Source organism: Capsulimonas sp. (genome assembly GCF_039929585.1).
GTDB lineage: Bacteria > Armatimonadota > Armatimonadia > Armatimonadales > Capsulimonadaceae > Capsulimonas.
On record NZ_JBDSQY010000328.1, the window covers coordinates 1 to 17,881 of the forward strand.

Here is a 17,881-nt window from a genome sequence, read left to right on the forward strand (position 1 = left end):
CCAGCGGTCGCGGGAGGCCAGAAGGCGCAGGAGGGCGCGGCGGAGGGTGGCCCGCTGGGGATCGCCGAGGGTGGCGTCGAGCTTTTCGAGCTGCTCGTGGAGAGCCCAGAACTCCTCGGCGTAAGCCTGGCGATTGAGAAGGGCGAAGGTTTCGCGCAGTTCGGCGAGCAGGTCGGGGTCGTCGCCGTCGGCGGGGCGCGGGGTCAAGGCGGCTTCGAGTATGGCGCCGTCGACCAGCGGCGTGCGCACGCCGGTTTGCTTGCGCCGCTCGACACGCCACTTGGCGTAGACGCGGGCGGCGAAGGTGAGACTGAGGAAGATTCCAGTATTGATGAACGCCTGAGCGCCTAATGCAGGCACGAAGTTTCCTCGGGAGCGCTGTAGCGGTGGTCGAACTCTTGAAGGCGGCGACGAACCATGAAGGGGATCGGCGCGCGCAGAGCGAATGGGGAGGCGAAGTTGACCTTGAGGATCAAATCGTTGGTGGTCGCCATATGCCGCGCATAGGCATCCCGGGCCTGCTTGCGACGCGCGTCGTACTCTGGAGCGTCCCGAAGCGGCAGCTCGGCGGCTTCCCAGCGGGCGAGGCTCGCCAGCGCGGCGGCGCGCGACGCTTCGACTTCCTTCTCTAAAAGCACCCACACCGGCATCACTTTGTTGTGCTTGAGCAGGCGGTTGACCGCGCCCATGCCGGGCGGCTCGAACGGATTGACGCTCAGGTCCAGGGGCTGACCCCGGCCGGGAAGGTTGTCGAACAGACCTTCCTCCATGGCGTCCTGGATCTTGCGCTCGGCAACGCCGGCGGTCCAGTCGGGATTATCAGCGAAATCATCAGCAGAAACCATATCCTGCTCCTTTCGTCAAACAATTATACCCGGAAGCCGTAATGTCCCCCAACAGGCGACCATGGAACCTGAAGAGTGGGTATAACGTCTAAGAAGCAATAATCACGCAATTTGACCCCACGAAAGGGCTGTTCGATATGGAAAAGCAAGAGATGGAAATGAATGAATCGCGCCGGCGTTTTCTGCGAAACGCGGCGTTCGCGGGGGCGGGCCTTGTGGTCGCCCCAACGCTGCTGATTGCACAGCCCGCCGAAGCCGGCGGACTGTTTGCGCAGCCCAGCCCCGACCAGCAGAAGAAGGTCGGCGATGAGGCGGCCAAAGAAATCCTGCGCAAATACAAAGAAGTCTTCGACGGACGCGCCAAGCACTTCGACACCCTCGGCCGCCGCCTCGTCGCGGCCCTGCCCGAGAGCGATCGCAAGACCTGGAACTATCGTTTCCACGTCCTCGACAGCAAGGAAGTAAACGCCTTCGCGCTTCCCGGCGGCGACATGTTCATGTTCACGGGCCTGTATGAAAAGCTCAAAACCGACGACGCCTTGGTAGCGGTGACGGGACACGAGATGACCCACGTCCGCAAGCAGCACTGGGCGAAGGCGTACAAGAAATCACAGGAGCGCAACACGCTGCTCGCGCTGGGCCTGGCGATCTTCCACGCCGGACAGGGTGCGCAGACAATCGCGCAGCTGGCGGACAGCGCGATCTCCAGCAAGTTCTCGCGCAGCGAAGAGGACGAGGCGGACGCCGGGGGCCTTCAGAATATGGTGGACGCCGGATACAACCCGCAGGGCATGATCGAGCTGTTCGAAGAGCTGCAGAAAGTCAGCGGCAACGGCGGCGGCCTCGGCGGCGACTTCATGTCCGACCACCCACTGACATCGGCGCGCATCAACAGCACCAAAAAGCGCATCGCCGAGTTCAAGCGAGACAACAACTTCCCCGCGCAAACGCCGCTGGATTACAACTCACTGAAGTAGAATTGGCCCTTACCCCCCAACCCCCTCTCCCAATTCTGGGAGAGGGGGAGTCAGAGTTACTTTCCCTTATGAGCTTTGACGAGATTGACCAAACCTTCGATCATCTGATTTAAGTATGGGCAGGCGTCAAGAGCAATTTTCGCATCAAGCTGCGGAAACAAATTTGCCCCATCCGTCACTTTGTTATAAGATCGATTGAGTTTTGAGCGGTAAATCGTGTTTAGCTGTTTCGCTGGCGGATGGCCGCTGTTTATCTTCTCAGGGTTCTTGCTTAAGGGCTTTAGCGCTTCTTGAACTTTTTGTGGGAAGATGCGCGGATCGCTAAGCAACCAAGCCTCCGTCTCATGGACGGCAAAGAAGTGGCGATATTTCTTATCATCCATGCTCCTCTTCATGTGCTCGACACCCAATTCATAACGAGTAGCGATGCTCTCTCCTTCGGGACAAAAGTCCGGCCCATAAAGATCTAGTAGAGAGATTATTGCGATAATCTTATCCTTCTCAGGCCCTTCAATATAATCACGCGATCTCTGTGCAACTTCTTTGTGCAAGTTTGCCCAGCCCTTCAAATCTATAGCTTCGAAGCGCACATGTTTTCCCTCTGAAAAACGCAATGTTATGCACCGCGAAAGAAATTCGGGCAGAGCCTTTCTCTCCGTCTCTCCTTCAACGAACAGAATAAACTTCATCCAGCATCCTCGTCAGACAAGTTTGAGTTTCGCGCTTCTTGCTCCTCGGATTCATCGTCCAACGCATCTTTTGCCATGTTCTCCAATTCCCCAGAATTGAAGAGTGAACCAAGCGAATATTTACCCAGCCAGTACGCAAGCTTTTCGCCATCCAGCGTTACGAGCTTCGTTTCGCCATCCTGTAACTGCGCTACTGTTGTTGTTGGGTTATATTCGCTAAAGGCGTCTAAAAACTGAACGGAATGCGTGGTTAGTACTATCTGTGTTCGTTCTGCGGCGTTCGCGGCATACTCAGCAATGATCGGCAGCATAGATGGGTGCAAGCCAGCTTCCGGTTCATCAATGCAAATAAGTGATGGAAGCTTGGGTAAAGATAACGCCGTAATTAAGAACAAAAATCTCAGAGTTCCATCGGATAGAACTGCAGCAGGTTGTGGTCGGCTTAATGATTTCCAACGCAGCCCCAACTCTACTCTTTGACTGCCAGCAGGTGGAAATGCGAGTCCTTTATAATCATTACCGAACGCGGCAGTCATTGCCCTATCGATGTTTTCTTGAAAATCAACGTCGCTTTCATAAACTGTATGGAGTACAGAAGCAAGGTTTTGCCCATCTGGGTCTAATTCCTCTTCAAAACTTGAAATGACGGACCGTCTTACATTTGCATCATCATCACGCCGAAACTCTTGATATACTCCAAATTGGTTTAACGTTTGGGCAAATACAGTAATATATCTAGCCTTACGAGGAAAGCTTTTAAGTTGAGAGAGCAAAGTTTCAGATGCATCGAATAATTCTAAGTCCATCTCTTCTGTGGTATCTTCAGTTCTTACAGAAAAGTTTTTTTCTCTACGCTCAAGAAGTGACCTAGTAACTAGTCTCGGGAAATTCTTCTCAACATTTGCATCAATTTTTTCCTCATATTCCATCAACTCGATATCAACAACATAGGAGCTGCTATTACCAACCCTTGATAGCCTCAATGTGTAATTGACGGTATAATTACTATCGCGTGTCTCCTTCCCAAGCTGTACACGGATATTAATTTGTCGTGATTGCCCGTTCCATAAAACAGAAGCCATGCCACCAGATAAATTGATCGTATCCTCTAAATTGCCTTGGGACAGCTTATTGATCAGATGCAACAGTTTTAATAAATTTGATTTACCAGATGCATTAGGACCTATAACGATGTTGAGATTTCCAGGCTGCCAAGACACATTTTTCAGTGTTCGGAAGCCCTCAACTTTTAACTCGACAATCTGCACGATATTGTCCTCTCGAAACACAAACCAGTATTCTCACCATCGTACCTCATCGCGTTGCTGCTCCGTCAATCCAGCCCTACCTGCACCCGGCCGCCTCGTTTTCTCTCTTCGATCACTTCATCGTAAATATCGGTGAGTTTGAGGGCGATTTTGCGCCAGTCGTGGTGGTCTTCGACGTAGCGGCGGGCGTTGCGGCCGAGGCGGTCGGCTTCTTCGGGGTGTTTGAGGAGGTGGATGATCTGGGTGGCGAAGGCGAGCGGGGTGTCGGCGGTCAGGACGCTTTCGCTGACGGCGTCGGAGCGGAGCGCGTGGCAGGCGGTGGGACTGGCGACGAGGGCTTTGCCCATCGCCATCAGTTGTAAGACGCGGTTGCGGCTGGCGCCGGGCGACCGCAAGGGGCAGACGGCGAGCGCGGCGTGGGCGAAGAATGGGCGGGCGTCGGCGACGCGGCCAGTGGCGTGGACGCCGCTGTGCGGGTCGGACGCCAAGGCGGTCAGCTCAGGCGCGGGGTTGCTGCCGACAAAGGTGATGGTCGCCGGAGGATAGGCGTTGCGGATGCCGGGCATGATCTCTTCGCAGAAATACGAGGCGGCGTCGCGGTTGGCTTCGTTGTCCATCTGGCCGGAAAAGACCATTTTGCCGAACTGAACGGGAATCTCGGGCTGCGGCTGGAAGTAACTCAGATCCACGCCGTTCGCGATCACATCGAGCTTGAGTGAGGCGCCTTGAAGCTGCGCGAGCTCGTTCAGGCAGTTTGCGGAATGGTCGGTGGCGGCGAGCACGCGGTCGCATTCGGCGGCGACGCGCGGTTCGTAGCGTTCCATCTTTTCGAGTTCACGGCGGGCGACAGCCCGGTCGAGGGCATTGGAGGTGTTCTTTGCGTGCCGCGCCTGGATATCGGTCCGGCAATCGACGGCGTCGAACACCACGGGGACGGCGTGCTTGAGCGTGCCGGCGGCGTGGGCCATGCGCAGGCTTTCGAGATGGGCGACATCAAATGTCCCGCACGCCAGGACATGGCGCAGGGTATTGAGGAACAACGGAGAATAGCTGGAGGCGACCCAGAGGGGCACGGGAGAGTTGATCAGACGCGCGGTCTGAAGCAGTGCGCCGCCGCGCGAAACCGGCACGATATGAACGGCCTCGCAGATCTCCTCCAGGAGAGCGCGGGAGGATTGATCGGCGTCGGTTCCGTCCACGCCAAGCGCGACAACGGTAATGCGATGCCCCAGGCGCGACAAATGGTCGACCAACTGGTAGGCGCGAAACCGCGACGGTGACGGAACATAGGGGGCAGCAAAAAGAATGCGCATGGCGCTCAGCGGGAATCCGGACTTTGGACCGGACCCTCCTGATGACCATTGTACCACGCGCCATCGCAATTCAAGCGGAACCAAAAGCGGGTAAATAGACGAGTGTCGGTCTGCTTACCGGCTTTTGGTCGCCGTGATTGACATTGCGCGCCGCCGCCCGAACGGGTGTGCTTTTTAATTGGGCAGTTCGGTCACGACGCGCGTCGCATGGTTGCCCCTCGGCCCCTGCTCCAGCTCGAACGCGACTTCCTGACCTTCCCGCAGGGTCTTGTATCCATCGATCTCAATCACTGAGAAATGGACGAAGACATCCTGCTGACCAGAATCCAAAGCGATAAACCCATAACCGTGAGTGTTATTAAACCACTTGACTTTGCCAGTCAACATTGAAGCACCTCCTGAATGGACGCGTAGAACTTTAAAACGATCGCATTGAACATAAATGCACAAAGCGTGCCAACGCACCAATTCCCGCCCCCCTTCACAAAAAAATTAATTATCGCGAGAGGTTGCGAATGACGGCGTCCACGAGGTATACTACTGAGCATTCGATTTTTCGCGCGTTCACAATCTCTGCAGGAGTTTCGTCGGCAATGCCAAACATTAAATCAGTCATCAAGGACGTCAAGCGTTCCCGCCAGCGTCAGCTGCGCAACCAGGCCGCTAAGTCACAGATCAAGACCTTCGTCAAGAAGGCTCGCACCGTTATCGCGGACACCACGTCCGACGAGACCACGGTGGCGACGACCGTCTCCAAGACGGTCAGCGTGATCGACAAGGCTTGGAAGCGTGGCATTATCCACAAGAACGCCGCCAACCGCCGCAAGTCCCGCCTTCAGAAGCGGGTCAACGCCGCCAAGGCCACCGCGACCGCCTAAGCACTTCCGGCGCCGCACACAAAATCAAACAAGCCTCCCCTCGCTCAGCTGCGAAGGGAGGCTTGTTTGTGTTAAGATTCGACCCCTGTCCAGAATCGGCCCCCTGCCCCCCAATCCTGGGGGAGGAAGTTGGCGGGGGGATAGCTGCGATCACCGGGTGGCATGCCGGCGGCTTTGCGCAGGCATGTGCTGCGATCGAGAAGAAACGCCACGTTCCGCTTCGTTCGTAGTACATGCCTGTCCAGGGCTACCGGCATGCCACCCAGTGGCGTTAAGTGCAAAGGCGAGACCCAACCGCCAACCTCCTCCCCCAGGATTGGGGGGCAGGGCGCCGTTCCTACTTCAAAGTCCAGAGCAGCACCGATCCGTCTTGTGTTCCCGCCGCGAGCATTCGGCTGTCGGTGGAGAAGGCGAAGGAGAGGCTGGCGGGGGGGTAGCTGCATTCGAGGCGGTGGAGAAGACGACCGGTGCGGACGTCGCGCACGGCGACGGATTTGCGGTCGACGCCGCTACACGCAAGCAGACCTCCGCTCGGAGAAATCGCCCAACCGCCCATCGGCGCGCGATATCCGCTTTGCGCCGTCCCGTTCTTGCCATTCCATAGCCGCACGCGCAGCAGATACTGCTTGCCAACCACTTCCGATTGCACGCTCGCCACCGACGCGCCGCCCGCGACCAGCGCCGCGCCGATCAGATCGGGCGCGGCGCGAGTCCAGCGGCGCGTCTTCAAAGACTTGTCCCAGAGATCCAGCGAACCCTGACTGTCCGCGCCCAATCCCCGGCTCGCCACCAGACAATCTCCGCTGCCCGGGACGAACTGCAAGGACACGACAGAGCGGTGCGGATGCGGCAGCGTGCGCAGCAGACGGCCGCTTTTGACATCCCAAAGCCGCGCCTCCCCGGGAAACTGCCCCCCAGCAAGGTCGCCTCCTCCCGTCGCCAGCACCCCGCCTTTGGGGGCGAAGGCAAGGCAAAGGCCGCCCGTGGTGCGCGGCGGGGCAAGGGTGCGCAAGGACGCGCCCGCCGCCGCGCTCCAAACAAGAACGCGTGATTGTACGGTGGAGGCGGCGAGCGTGTCTCCCACCGGCGCGTAGGCGACCGCGTTCACCGGGGACGTATATGGCAGCGTATACATCACAAGACCGCTCGCGACATCCCAAACACGGACCTCCCCCGGAGACGTTCCCGAGGCCATACGGCCGCTTCCCACCACAAGATGCTTTCCATCCGAAGAAAACGCCAACGATCCCGCCACGGGCTGGCCGCACACGCCCAGCAGCCGAGGGGCAATCCCAGCAACCGGAACCACTCTGGGACGGGCGGGGCGCGGCCGCACGCGTCGCGCCGGCGCCGCAAGCGCCGAGGACGCCACGAAGACAGCTGCAAGGCCGGCGACGACGCGAAGATGGATCGAAGCAAATTGAGTCATGAAGTCGGGGCCCTCATCCCCCAGCCCCTTCTCCCAATTCTGGGAGAAGGGGAGTCCGAGGGATTTTTAGTAAATTTTCAAATCGCTGAGTTTCAATTCCCGCCACCTCCCTCTCCCAATTCTGGGAAAAGAGCCGGGGGTGAGGGCCTTCTCAGGAACGACACAGCGCGACGACTAGCAGCTGCAGGTTGGCGGCGTGGTTGTCGCCGGCAGGCGCCGTGGCGCCGAGCGCTTCGATCGGCGCGGCGCCCTTCATCGCCATATCGCTGGCGAGGACGCGCGCCAGAGCGTGGCGCAGAGCGTCGTACGACCAGCGGCGCGCCTGGTCCTGAAGGCTGCGCAGTAGATACGCCTGGCGCATCGCCAGACCGATGACCTCACCCGAAAGCACGGCTTGCAGCTCCTCCGGCAAAGGTCCCTTAGACGCTCCCGTAATACGCTTTTCCGCGAGATACTTGGCCCCCCACAGCATGCGAAGGTGCCGGGCGAGCATGACGAAGGTGCGGGCCGCCACGGCGTCGGGTTTGTCGCCGTGGCGCAGCATCTCCTCCACCTGACGCAGGGCGCGCGGCGCGTCCTTACTGCCCACGGCGTCCAGCAGCGCAAAGATGTTCTCCTCCGCGCCGCGCGTGCCGACCGCCAGGGCGTCGTCGCGCGTGACCAGCGTTCGGTCCCCCGCGTAAGCCGCCGCTTTGTCCAGCTCATTGTGCAGCACGAGAAGGTCGCCGCCCTTCCCCGCCCCGCCCCGGTCCGACGCCGCTGAAACGGCGCGCTGCACGATCACTTCCAGGGCCGCCGGCTCGGCCGTCTTGCCCAGCGTCTTCAAATACGCCGCCGCGCGAGACTTCAAATCACCGGCGAGCGGCGCGTCGCACACCACCACCGCGCCGGTCTTCGTCACCGCGTTCTGCAATTTGGTCGAGACCGAACGTCCCTTGACCTTGCCGGCCTCATATTCCGGCGCGGCCGCGATCAGGACCAGACACGTCAGCGATCCCAGTTTCCCAAGCCCCGCAGCCAGATCGTCCTGCTCTTCCTTGGACAAGCGCTGAATATTGGTAATCACCACCACCCGCCGTTCGGAGAACATCGGAACCCCGCCCGCCGACGCCAGGATCTGCGTCGCCGCCAGATCCTCCGCGCCCGACGAGCCGACATCGCGCACTTCCCGGTCGAAGTCCGCCGCGCTGGGGTCCAGCAAAGGATCGGTGAGACGCGCGACACCCTCGCGCTTCAGCGCATCATCGCTGCCCGTAAATAAGTACACCCGCTCCGCCGGCTGCGGGAAGCCCTTGGCGCCGAGTTTAGAGTAATCAATTTCCACGCAGAGAGTTTACCTGATTGTAAGGCGAACAGAAAGACAGCCGGCGGCTGATGCGTTGTGTCGAATAAATAACGCAACCCACGCGGAAGAGGCCGGCGGTTAAAACCGCGCCTGCAAGAGCGCAGAAACCCACCGGCGTGGGTTACATTATCGCAGACGGCAACACATAACGTAAGGCCAAATATTCGGCGGTACCGCCAAGGACCATGCAGTCCGCGCAGGCGGACTTCTGCGCTCTTGCAGGCGCGGTTTTAACCGCCGGCTATCCGACTGGGCCTCCTCTTGACAACAAGTCTCAAACACGATAAAATAACACCACTATTAAGGGGTGTCATCTGATGAAGAATTTAGACTTCAAGGATCAGCTGCTGAGCTTAGGACTGACGCGCTACGAAGCGCTTGTCTATCTGGCGCTGCTGGAGCGGCAGGACACAACGCCGCCGCAGATCGCGGTGCGGGCCGCCGTTCCCCGGCAGCGGATCTATGACATTCTGGCGTCGCTGATCGCGCGAGGAATGTGCGCGGAGGGACACAGCGGGCAGCGCTCCGTGTTTCGAGCGGTAGCGCCCGCCGACGCCCTGACCGCGTTGCTCGATGAACGGGAGCGGCGAGAAGAGGACGAGCGCGTCCGGCAGCGGGCGCAGGCGCGATCTCTCGCCGATGCTCTGACGCCGATCTTCCATGCGGGAAGCGACGCCGACGATCCGATGGCCTATATCGAAGTGATCGCTCAGTCGCAGCGGATCGCGGAGCGGGCTTACGCCCTCGCCGAAAAGGCGGAACAGGAGATCCGCGTCTGCTTCAAGCGTCCTTCCATTATCAGCGACGCCGATAACAAACGCCTGGTGGAAGGGCCACTGCGGCGCGGTGTCCGTTACCGGGCGATCTATGAGAAGCAAATGCTCGCCGATCCGGAGTCGCGCGAGCTGATTCGACAATGCGTCGAATGGGGACAGCAGGCGCGGTGCGTCGACGAAGTCCCGGTGAAGCTGCAGCTGCATGACGGCGGGATCGCGCTGCTGTCGCTGCAGGATTCGCCGGGTGAAGCGCCGCGATTTACCGCGATTGCCGTGACGAACGCGGGACTAACGCAGATGCTCGGCCTTGCGTTTGAGGCGCTCTGGGCGCAGGCTGAGGAGATCCCCGACGTTTCCGTTCACAACGACAGCGACAAAGATGGAGAATAGGTGAAATGGAAAAGATCGTATTTCTAGACCGAAACGCGATACGCATCGCGCTGCGCGAGCCGAATTTTGCGCATGAATGGCGTGAGTATCCCCATACGGCGGCGGATCAGATCCTGGAGCGTCTTCAGGGAGCGACGATCGCGATCACGAACCGAGTTCCGATCACTGGGGCCACGCTCGACGCCATCCCCACCCTGCGCTTTGTCGCGGTCAGCGCCACGGGATACGATCACGTGGATGTGGCGGCGTGCCGCGCGCGCGGCGTCGCCGTGTGTAATGTCCAGGAATGGGCGGTGTCCATTCCCGAGCATGTCTTTGCCCTGATCCTGGCGCTAAGTCGGCAGCTGCCGGCTTACCGTCAGGCGGTCCGGGAAGGAGCGTGGGGACGCTCGGCCACTTATGGTCTGCTGATGGAGCCGCTGCCCCACGCGCTATTCGGCGGGGTGCTGGGCCTGATCGGCTACGGGGCGCTCGCTCGTAACGTCGAAGCGATCGGGCGCGCCTTCGGCATGAGAGTGCTGATCGCGGAGCGCAAAGGAGCGGAACACGTCCGAGAAGGACGTGTATCGTTTGACGACGTTCTGAAGAACAGCAATGTGATCAGTGTGCTCTGCCCATTGAACGACGAAACCCGAGGCATGATCGGCGCGCCAGAACTCGCCTTGATCCGCCCCGATTCCATTCTGATCAACTGCGCCCGTGGCGGCATCGTGGACGAAGCCGCGCTCGCGGCCGCGCTCGCAGCGGGACAGCTCGGCGGCGCCGGCGTGGATGTGCTGACCCAGGAGCCGCCGGTCAACGGCAATCCTCTGCTGGAACTGAACCTCCCGAACCTGATCGTCACGCCGCACATCGCCTGGGCCAGCTGGGAGTCGCTCGAAACGATGGCGGAACAGCTGATTGGGAATCTGGAAGCGTATGTGGCGGGAGAGGCGCGGAATTTGGTAAATTAGAGACCTATTTCCCCTGAGTCCTAGCCTGAATGACGCCTGCCATATTTGAGAATTTGAGGTAAGTTATGATCGCTTGTGTCGATGTTGACTATCGGTCAGATCACGCTATTGCCGCCTGTGTTACGTTTGACGATTGGACGGCCGCCATCCCTACGGGAGTGACAACGGTCCGCATCGACAGCGTCGAGCCTTATGTGTCCGGTCAATTCTACAAACGTGAACTCCCCTGCCTGCTCACTGTCCTCGACGCCATAGCAGATCGTTTGACATTTGTGATCGTCGATGGTTATGTCTGGCTCGGCGACAACAAGGCAGGTTTAGGGGCGCATCTCTACGATGCGCTGGACAAGAGGATTCCGGTCATTGGCGTCGCCAAGACCGCATTTCGCGATGCTCCCTCTATCGAGGTAAGGCGCGGGAAAGCGGCGCGTCCACTCCAAATCACAGCGGTCGGGATCGACCTGGCTGACGCCGCCCGGCATATCGCGTCCATGCACGGCGACTACAGGCTGCCTTCCTTGCTAAAACTTGTTGACCGCGCCTGCCGCGACGCCGAGTGAGCGGGAAAATAGCTCATCCACGACCAAATCGAAACTTCGATAACCAGCGGGCGCGGCGGGCGGCGCGGAGGAACTCGCCGGCGTCAATGGGCTCGCCGACCACGCGGGCGTATTTGGCGAGGATGAAGCGCTGGGTGATCTCGTCGAAGGTTTCGGCGCTGAGTTCGAGGCCAAGGCGATGCGCGGTGTCTTGAAGGAACGGGCGGGCGCGGTCGGCGTATTCGGCCGGGGTTTCGCCTGGATCGCGCGGAAGGCCGAGGCGGGCGACGGCGCGAGACGCCTGCTGGTAGGCGACGCCAATCTCCGTCTGCGCGCGCTCTTCGCGGCTTGCTGTGGGACGAGAGCGGCGACGGCCGCGAATGCGGTCAAACCATTCGATTTTGAGCACGTAGAAAATGATCGACGCGATGGCGCCGCCCAGCAGCAGCACCATGGGACCGACGTGCAGCAGGGATCGGAACCAGCCGGCAAGGCCCGGTTTGGCGCCGCCGGACGCGCTCGGCACGCTGCCGTCGGTCCGGGTGCCGACCGTTGGATCGAACGTCAGCCAGCCGTACTTCGGGAAGTACACTTCCACCCAGGCGTGCTTGTCCATCGCCCGCAGATCGAAACCGTCGGCCTTCGCCTCTCCGGGAGCAAATCCGGTGGCGACACGTGAAGGGAGGCCGGCGACGCGGCAAAGGACCGCCATGGACGACGCAAACATATCGCAATAGCCTTCCCGATTGGTGTCGAGAAAGTTACGCACATGCTCGGAATCTTGCGGGATCGCAGGAGTGGAAAGCGAATACACCGCGCGGTTAGCGATAAAGTTGCGGATCGCGAGCGCCTTGTCGATTCGGGTCCGGCGGACGGGCGGCATGTCCGCGACGATCCGGTCGACAAGCTGCTGAAAATAGGCCACATCCTCCGGCATCGTCAGTCCGTTCGACAGACCGGTGAGATACCGGGCGCGCACTGCGGGAGGGATCGGCGCGTTCTCGGCGCGGCGCAGCGCAGTCTGAACGTGCGGCTCCATTGGGTCGGGAGTGAGCACGCTGGCGACGGCGTAGCGAAAATGGCTATAGTTGCGGTTTCCCAGCGTGATGGAGCGGTCCGGCGAGGAGTCCAGTTCCTCGATCTCGCCCGCCCGCGCCCCAATCTGCACGGGTTCACTGGCGGCGAGCAAGTTCTGTGTCACGCCTTGAACCGACACCAGCGTCACCAGCCGGGGCCTTGGCTCAGGATCGACTTCGCCCTCGCCCCGTGCGCCAGGAACGATGAAACGCTCCGACTGGGACTGATCCGAAGGCGACGCCAGGTTCAGCGCAAACTGCTGGTCCTGGGTCGAGCTAGCCCAGCCCCGGCCATCATAAGTATCGTAGGTGCGGCCGCGCCAGTAATGCGGCTGCCGGTCGCTGGGAACCACATGCGCCACCACCTCCGTGCTTGCGCTCCAACCCGTCCCCATACCGATCTGCAAGTCGCCGTTGTCCGAAATATTGATCGTGGAGCCCGGAGTCGCCGGGTTTCCCGGGTTCAAGCTCGCCAGTCCCCGGATCGCGGAGGCGAGAGACATATTGCCGGTCACCATCTGCACGGGAACGATGAACAGCGAACTCAAAAAGAACACCACCAGCACACAGGCCGCCGCCAGGCTCGCCTGCGTCGCAATCATCCGAAGCGGATCGCGGCGGCTCTCCTGCGCCGAGGCGAGGCCACGGTTCTGCAGATAGAACTGGTGGATGAGAAGAAACAGCATCGCGAAGATCAGCAGCGAGAAATAGACAAGAATCTCCGTGGACTGAGAGTTGGTGGAGCTGACTAGCCCGACGATGGCGACTGAGATCACTCCGGAAAACAGCAGCATCACGTCGCTGATCAGCATCCATGACCAGAGCACCAGCCCCCATGCCAGCAGCGTGGCGAGCCTCAAATCCCGCTGACCGCCGGCCGAAGGGGAAAGAGCGTCGAGATCCAGAACGCCCGTCACGGCGCCGTAAACGAAATAAGCGATCAGCGCGCCGCCAAGCACCTTGATGACCATCGGGGCCACGCGCAGCCAGCGGCAGCCGTAAGAGAAGAAGTATCCGATCACGGTGAGCAACAGAGTCGTCACGGTCAGACTGGAGTCTTCCACGGTCACGTTCACGCACTGAAGTCCGCAGATCGTCGCCAAGAGGCCGGCAGCGTAGAGGGGCAAGCTGGGAGACGCTTCCTCCACCGTTTCCGGGCGCGGAGGGTTACTGGTAGCCATATGCCAATCCTTCAATGGAAGCCGCGAGATCGTCGCCTTTGCCCACGGTTCGCCAAACAACGCCAGGGATACGGACCACGCCCCCGCTCCGTTCGGAGTTCAAATGCGCGGCGGGATGGAAACTGGGACCGTCCAGATGAAAGCCGAAAGCGCGGACGCCCTGCGCCCCGTAATGGCGGATCGCCTGCACCAGCGCTCCGTCCGCCACGGGAGTAATCGTCACCAGCGTCATTCCCGCCGGCGCCAGCGGCCGAAACCGTTCCAGCATATCGGCGAGCGAAAGCTCGTGGACCGCCTGAGCACGCGCCAAAGCCTCCAGCAGCGCGGGCATCTCACGGGCGCTGTTGCTGGGCGCCTGGGCCATTTCCAAGGTGTCGGGCGTCAAAAGGATCGCCCGGTGCCCGTGGCGCGCCAGGTTGTCCGCCACCGTCGCCGCCAGCTTCACGCCGTACTCCAGCGCGCTTTCCGCGCCGGAGCCCGTATCGTCGTAAGAAGCGCGCGCTAGATCCAGGGCCAGCAGCACCTGAAGCGATGAGCCCTGCGTATACTCAGTCACCGCCAGCTCGCCGGTGCGCGCCGTGGTCCGCCAGTGCACGCGCCGCAAATCGTCCCCTTGCCGGTATTCACGCACGCCGTGAAAATCCATGCCGCCGCCGCGCTGCGTCCCGCCTTCATCGCCGCGCTGCCCTGCGGCGGCGCCGTCGAGAAAGAGGCGGCTGGTGGGAATCGGCGTCGGCAGCACCATCAGTTCCTGTGTCGTTCCCACAGTCTGCTGAAACGTGCTGAAGCCGAACGGGTCGGTGCTTGTCACCACGGTCGGCCCGATCTCATAGACGCCGCGCAGCGTCAGATCGAGTTTGTAGCTGACGGTGCGCCGCTCGCCGGAATTCAGCTGGAGGATCATCGGCGAATCGCTGCCCGCCATTGTGAGGGCGGTGGGGAGCTTGTCAATGGCGCGCAGAAAGAACTTGGGCAGACGCCCCGTATTCCCGACCTGGATAACCACCGTCACACGGTCTCCCTCGGCGCATTCGAACGGAACCTCGCGCTCACACGTCAGCCCCCGCACGAGATAGCGGCCGAGAACATCGATCACATGGGGAATGAGCAGCATGACGCCGGCCATCAGGTACATCTGTTCCGATTTGAACAAGATGGCGACGATGACGGTGAATACGCCGGCGACGTTGAGCGCCAGTTTTTTCAGAAAGCGATTGCTGGTGGACATAATGGCGGGCGCGTCTTTGTCGCATGGGACGCTCCGGGATCAAAGATCCCGGAGCTGAGGAAATAACAGTCGCCGCAAGCGCGGCGTCTTACTACATAGTGACCGGCACGGGGATCTGGCTCAGGATCTCGCCGACCAGCATCTCCGCCGTGGTCCCCTTGGCGCGCGCTTCGGGCCGCAGAATGATCCGATGAGCCAGTACGGGCTTGGCGAGCCGCTTGACATCGTCGGGCAGTACGTAGGTGCGTCCCTTGAGACCGGCATACGCCTGCGCGGCGTGCAGCAAGAAGAGAGAACCGCGCGGGCTGGCGCCGAACTGCGCCATGGGATGGGTGCGCGTGGCGGCCACGATGTCGACAACATAATCGCGCAGGGAGGGATCGACGTAAACGTCCGCGACCTCCGCCTGCAGCGCGATCAGCTCATCGCGCGTGATCACCGGCTCCACACGGTCGACGGGACTGCCTTGCGACGGACGCGACAGGATACGAACTTCCTCGTCGCGCCCGGGATAGCCAATAGAGATGCGCATCAAGAAGCGGTCCATCTGCGCTTCGGGCAATGGGTAGGTTCCATGCGCTTCGATATGATTCTGAGTGGCGATGACGAAGAACGGATGCGGCAGCTCATACGTGATGCCATCGCTCGTCACCTGCCCCTCTTCCATGCATTCCAGCAGCGAAGATTGGGTCTTGGGCGAAGCGCGATTGATCTCGTCGGCGAGCACGATATTCGCAAAGACCGGCCCCTCGCGAAATTCGAACTGGCTGTCCTTTTGATTGAAGACGCCGGTCCCCGTGATATCCGCTGGCAGCAGGTCGGGCGTGAACTGAATGCGTTTGAAGACGCAGCCCAGGGACTTCGCCAGCGACTTCGCCAAGGTCGTCTTGCCGACACCCGGGATATCCTCGATCAGCACATGTCCTTCGACCAGGATCGCGGTCAGCGCCAGCTCCACGATCTCCCGCTTCCCGATCACCGCAGTTTCAATCGAGTCCGCAATCAGCCGCGCCTTATCGGCGATCCGCGTCGACGCCGTTTCTGTTTCGAGCAACCCTGAACCTCTTCTCCACGCGAGCGCCTTAGCGTTCGCCGCCATCGTAGATCATGACATATTCGCGCAAGTCCGCGCCGTTTCCTGCGGTGGGCGCGGCCTGCTCGCTTCTATTATAACAGAACTGCGTTCCATCCGGTTGAGAGACGCAAAAAAACGTATTCCTTCATTATAACGGCTTTTCGGCGCCCAAAGTTTCATACGGCGCATTTTTGGCTCGCCGCCGCCGATAATGCTCGGCGGCCTTATGGCGATTCCCGCAGCCTTCCATGCTGCACCAGCGCCGTCCATGGTTCTTCGTGGTGTCATAAAAGAACAGAATACAGCGTGCGCTTTCGCACTTACGGATCAATCCCCAATCGCCATTCGCTAGTATTTCCGCCGCCGATTCCGCGACGGCGTACAGAAAATCCTGCCCGCCGATGTACTCCGCGCGAAACTCCCGCCCTATCCCGTCGTCACTCAAAGTCAGCTGCGAATAACCACGCCGCCGGATCAGATGCGCGTTGACCACGGCAACGGCCTCTTTGGAGACAGGCTCGCCGCACACAATGGCCTCAACCATGCCGCGCACGGCGACGCGAAGCTCCCGGGCCTCCGCCAGCGCCTGCTGAGGCGTCACCTGGATCGCGGCGTCCTCAGCAGCCTCGGGCGTCATCGCTCCCGCTTCCACAATCCACGCCCACAAATCGTCCGCATCTTCGATCAGGTCCACACGCTCGCCGTCACGCATCCGCTCCGTGTTCACGAAGTCCAGACACAGCGCGTTGCCCAAAAACAAAAACCGGCTCGTCGCTTCCGTCGTCTCCATCGGTAGTCCTCTTATCTCCATTATAACCTCTAACCGTTAAAACACCACTTGACAAGTGATCATTCCCGGTCTATAATGCGTATATAACCATCAATAATATTTTTAATGGTTATAATCTCACATAGGAGCAAAGACGATGATATCGGCGATTCGTCCTCCCTTCACGGAGGAGACCGCGCGGGCGAAGGTTCAAGCGGCGCAGGACGCCTGGAACAGCCGCGATCCGGAGCGCGTGGCGCTCGCCTACACGGAAGATTCTCAGTGGCGCAATCGCGACATCTTTCTGCAGGGCCGAGACGCCATCAAGGCGTTTCTCACGGCCAAATGGGCCAAGGAGCTGGATTACCGTCTGATGAAGGAGCTCTGGGCCTTCCACGGCAATCGTATTTCCGTGCGCTTTGAGTACGAATGGCGCAACGCCGAGAACCAATGGTATCGCAGCCACGGCAACGAGCACTGGGAATTTGACGACGACGGCCTGATGCGCCGCCGCGACGCCAGCATCAACGACACTTTGATTTCCGAATCCGACCGCCGCTACCGAAACTAAACTCACCAGGGAGACATGACCATGACCACTGCGATACAGCCACGAATTCAGACCGGCCACGTTGGCGTCAACGTAACCGACCTGGCCCGCGCCCAGGCGTTCTACGAGAGCGTCTTCGGCTTTGAGACGATCAAAAAGTCGACCGAGAACGGCCGCGAGTACGCCTTTCTCGCCGAAGGGGAAACGCTGGTGCTGACGCTCTGGCGGCAGAGCGAAGGGCGCTTCTCCAAATCGTCGCCGGGCCTGCATCACCTTTCGTTCCTGGTTCCGGACATCGACGCCGTCCGCGCCATCGAATCCAAAGCCCGCGCCGCCGGCGCGGCGTTCGCTTATGAAGGCGTCGTGCCACACGTCGAAGGCGCCCAGTCGGGCGGGATCTTCTTCGAAGACCCGGACGGCGTGCGCCTGGAAGTGTTCACCACAACCGGCGCCGGCGAGCAAGCCGCCCCGACCGAAGGCGCGCCGACGTGTGGGTTCTTTTAGGAGAGAGGCCCTCACCCCCAATTCTGCGGGGACTAAGAGTGGCCCCTCCGCCCCAATTCTGGGGGACCGGAAAATGCCAATCTCCGAAATCAGGTC

The 17,881-nt window shown here is 60.4% G+C and carries 19 protein-coding genes; 7 read left to right on the plus strand and 12 right to left on the minus strand.

All coding sequences use genetic code 11. The annotated features are described in order from the left end of the window. Both ABIZ35_RS25030 and ABIZ35_RS25035 read right to left on the minus strand, forming a co-directional pair. Positions 1-360 (minus strand): hypothetical protein (locus ABIZ35_RS25030; protein WP_348222659.1); only part of this gene is annotated, 360 nt, incomplete at its 3' end. Beyond that, complete coding sequence (locus ABIZ35_RS25035; protein WP_348222660.1) at positions 348-845, minus strand: DUF1992 domain-containing protein; 498 nt, start codon at positions 843-845, stop codon at positions 348-350. The genes ABIZ35_RS25030 and ABIZ35_RS25035, both read right to left, overlap by 13 nt. A gap of 158 nt (positions 846-1,003) precedes the next feature. On the opposite strand from ABIZ35_RS25035, the gene ABIZ35_RS25040 reads away from it, so the two are divergent. Further along, on the plus strand, positions 1,004-1,822 hold the full coding sequence (locus ABIZ35_RS25040; protein ID WP_348222661.1) for a M48 family metalloprotease: 819 nt from the start codon (positions 1,004-1,006) through the stop codon (positions 1,820-1,822). Between the two features lie 56 nt (positions 1,823-1,878). On the opposite strand, the gene ABIZ35_RS25045 is transcribed toward ABIZ35_RS25040, so the two are convergent. From ABIZ35_RS25045 to ABIZ35_RS25060, 4 genes are all read right to left on the minus strand, one after another. Further along, positions 1,879-2,511 carry a DUF4276 family protein gene (locus ABIZ35_RS25045; RefSeq protein ID WP_348222662.1) on the minus strand — a complete coding sequence of 211 codons (633 nt, stop codon included), beginning with the start codon at positions 2,509-2,511 and terminating at the stop codon, positions 1,879-1,881. After that, positions 2,508-3,779 (minus strand): AAA family ATPase, encoded by a 1,272-nt coding sequence (locus ABIZ35_RS25050; RefSeq protein ID WP_348222663.1) that lies wholly within the window; start codon positions 3,777-3,779, stop codon positions 2,508-2,510. The genes ABIZ35_RS25045 and ABIZ35_RS25050 overlap by 4 nt, the downstream gene beginning before the upstream one ends. Before the next feature lie 65 nt (positions 3,780-3,844). Next, a complete protein-coding gene (locus tag ABIZ35_RS25055) occupies positions 3,845-5,092 on the minus strand; it encodes a glycosyltransferase family 4 protein (protein WP_348222664.1) in 1,248 nt (415 codons plus the stop codon). 174 nt (positions 5,093-5,266) lie between these two features. Further along, on the minus strand, positions 5,267-5,479 hold the full coding sequence (locus ABIZ35_RS25060) for a cold shock domain-containing protein (protein ID WP_348222665.1): 213 nt from the start codon (positions 5,477-5,479) through the stop codon (positions 5,267-5,269). 206 nt (positions 5,480-5,685) lie between these two features. Here ABIZ35_RS25060 and rpsT point away from each other — a divergent pair, with 206 nt between their 5' ends. Then, positions 5,686-5,970: a 30S ribosomal protein S20 gene (gene rpsT, locus ABIZ35_RS25065; RefSeq protein ID WP_348222666.1), complete on the plus strand. Its 285-nt coding sequence runs from the start codon at positions 5,686-5,688 to the stop codon at positions 5,968-5,970. Positions 5,971-6,307: 337 nt separating this feature from the next. Here rpsT and ABIZ35_RS25070 read toward each other — a convergent pair whose 3' ends face one another. After that, complete coding sequence (locus tag ABIZ35_RS25070; protein ID WP_348222667.1) at positions 6,308-7,399, minus strand: hypothetical protein; 1,092 nt, start codon at positions 7,397-7,399, stop codon at positions 6,308-6,310. Positions 7,400-7,550: 151 nt separating this feature from the next. After that, positions 7,551-8,723, minus strand: a complete 1,173-nt coding sequence (holA, locus tag ABIZ35_RS25075; RefSeq protein WP_348222668.1) for a DNA polymerase III subunit delta — start codon at positions 8,721-8,723, stop codon at positions 7,551-7,553. 338 nt (positions 8,724-9,061) lie between these two features. On the opposite strand from holA, the gene ABIZ35_RS25080 reads away from it, so the two are divergent. The 3 genes from ABIZ35_RS25080 to ABIZ35_RS25090 all read left to right on the plus strand — a co-directional run bounded on the left by ABIZ35_RS25080 (position 9,062) and on the right by ABIZ35_RS25090 (position 11,423). Beyond that, the gene (locus ABIZ35_RS25080; protein WP_348222669.1) at positions 9,062-9,910 is read left to right on the plus strand and encodes a helix-turn-helix domain-containing protein; all 849 of its coding nucleotides are present in this window, start codon (positions 9,062-9,064) and stop codon (positions 9,908-9,910) included. 5 nt (positions 9,911-9,915) lie between these two features. Continuing rightward, positions 9,916-10,863: an NAD(P)-dependent oxidoreductase gene (locus ABIZ35_RS25085; RefSeq protein ID WP_348222670.1), complete on the plus strand. Its 948-nt coding sequence runs from the start codon at positions 9,916-9,918 to the stop codon at positions 10,861-10,863. Positions 10,864-10,928: 65 nt separating this feature from the next. Continuing rightward, entirely contained in the window at positions 10,929-11,423 is a 495-nt protein-coding gene (locus ABIZ35_RS25090) for an endonuclease V (RefSeq protein ID WP_348222671.1), read from the plus strand. A 13-nt stretch (positions 11,424-11,436) separates the two neighbouring features. Here the strand turns inward: ABIZ35_RS25090 and ABIZ35_RS25095 are convergent, their stop codons facing one another. From ABIZ35_RS25095 to ABIZ35_RS25110, 4 genes are all read right to left on the minus strand, one after another. Then, positions 11,437-13,659 carry a transglutaminaseTgpA domain-containing protein gene (locus ABIZ35_RS25095; RefSeq protein ID WP_348222672.1) on the minus strand — a complete coding sequence of 741 codons (2,223 nt, stop codon included), beginning with the start codon at positions 13,657-13,659 and terminating at the stop codon, positions 11,437-11,439. Next, positions 13,646-14,887 (minus strand): DUF58 domain-containing protein, encoded by a 1,242-nt coding sequence (locus ABIZ35_RS25100; protein WP_348222673.1) that lies wholly within the window; start codon positions 14,885-14,887, stop codon positions 13,646-13,648. The genes ABIZ35_RS25095 and ABIZ35_RS25100 overlap by 14 nt, the downstream gene beginning before the upstream one ends. Positions 14,888-14,978: 91 nt before the next feature. Next, complete coding sequence (locus ABIZ35_RS25105) at positions 14,979-15,941, minus strand: MoxR family ATPase (protein WP_348222674.1); 963 nt, start codon at positions 15,939-15,941, stop codon at positions 14,979-14,981. Between the two features lie 169 nt (positions 15,942-16,110). Further along, positions 16,111-16,752, minus strand: coding sequence for an ABATE domain-containing protein (locus tag ABIZ35_RS25110; RefSeq protein ID WP_348222675.1), 642 nt, complete (start codon positions 16,750-16,752; stop codon positions 16,111-16,113). 136 nt (positions 16,753-16,888) lie between these two features. Between ABIZ35_RS25110 and ABIZ35_RS25115 the strand changes: the two genes are divergently transcribed. Both ABIZ35_RS25115 and ABIZ35_RS25120 read left to right on the plus strand, forming a co-directional pair. Continuing rightward, positions 16,889-17,302 (plus strand): nuclear transport factor 2 family protein, encoded by a 414-nt coding sequence (locus ABIZ35_RS25115; RefSeq protein ID WP_348222676.1) that lies wholly within the window; start codon positions 16,889-16,891, stop codon positions 17,300-17,302. A gap of 21 nt (positions 17,303-17,323) precedes the next feature. After that, a complete protein-coding gene (locus ABIZ35_RS25120) occupies positions 17,324-17,785 on the plus strand; it encodes a VOC family protein (protein ID WP_348222677.1) in 462 nt (153 codons plus the stop codon). Positions 17,786-17,881 lie beyond the last annotated feature (96 nt).

Coding starts and splice junctions, on each gene's coding strand:
- ABIZ35_RS25115 (WP_348222676.1), top strand. CDS start 16,889: ATGATATCGGCGATTCGTCCTCCCTTCACGGAGGAGACCGCGCGGGCG.
- ABIZ35_RS25035 (WP_348222660.1), bottom strand. CDS start 845: ATGGTTTCTGCTGATGATTTCGCTGATAATCCCGACTGGACCGCCGGC.
- ABIZ35_RS25070 (WP_348222667.1), bottom strand. CDS start 7,399: ATGACTCAATTTGCTTCGATCCATCTTCGCGTCGTCGCCGGCCTTGCA.
- rpsT (WP_348222666.1), top strand. CDS start 5,686: ATGCCAAACATTAAATCAGTCATCAAGGACGTCAAGCGTTCCCGCCAG.
- ABIZ35_RS25060 (WP_348222665.1), bottom strand. CDS start 5,479: ATGTTGACTGGCAAAGTCAAGTGGTTTAATAACACTCACGGTTATGGG.
- ABIZ35_RS25095 (WP_348222672.1), bottom strand. CDS start 13,659: ATGGCTACCAGTAACCCTCCGCGCCCGGAAACGGTGGAGGAAGCGTCT.
- ABIZ35_RS25080 (WP_348222669.1), top strand. CDS start 9,062: ATGAAGAATTTAGACTTCAAGGATCAGCTGCTGAGCTTAGGACTGACG.
- ABIZ35_RS25085 (WP_348222670.1), top strand. CDS start 9,916: ATGGAAAAGATCGTATTTCTAGACCGAAACGCGATACGCATCGCGCTG.
- ABIZ35_RS25045 (WP_348222662.1), bottom strand. CDS start 2,511: ATGAAGTTTATTCTGTTCGTTGAAGGAGAGACGGAGAGAAAGGCTCTG.
- ABIZ35_RS25110 (WP_348222675.1), bottom strand. CDS start 16,752: ATGGAGACGACGGAAGCGACGAGCCGGTTTTTGTTTTTGGGCAACGCG.
- ABIZ35_RS25055 (WP_348222664.1), bottom strand. CDS start 5,092: ATGCGCATTCTTTTTGCTGCCCCCTATGTTCCGTCACCGTCGCGGTTT.
- ABIZ35_RS25100 (WP_348222673.1), bottom strand. CDS start 14,887: ATGTCCACCAGCAATCGCTTTCTGAAAAAACTGGCGCTCAACGTCGCC.
- ABIZ35_RS25040 (WP_348222661.1), top strand. CDS start 1,004: ATGAATGAATCGCGCCGGCGTTTTCTGCGAAACGCGGCGTTCGCGGGG.
- ABIZ35_RS25090 (WP_348222671.1), top strand. CDS start 10,929: ATGATCGCTTGTGTCGATGTTGACTATCGGTCAGATCACGCTATTGCC.
- ABIZ35_RS25120 (WP_348222677.1), top strand. CDS start 17,324: ATGACCACTGCGATACAGCCACGAATTCAGACCGGCCACGTTGGCGTC.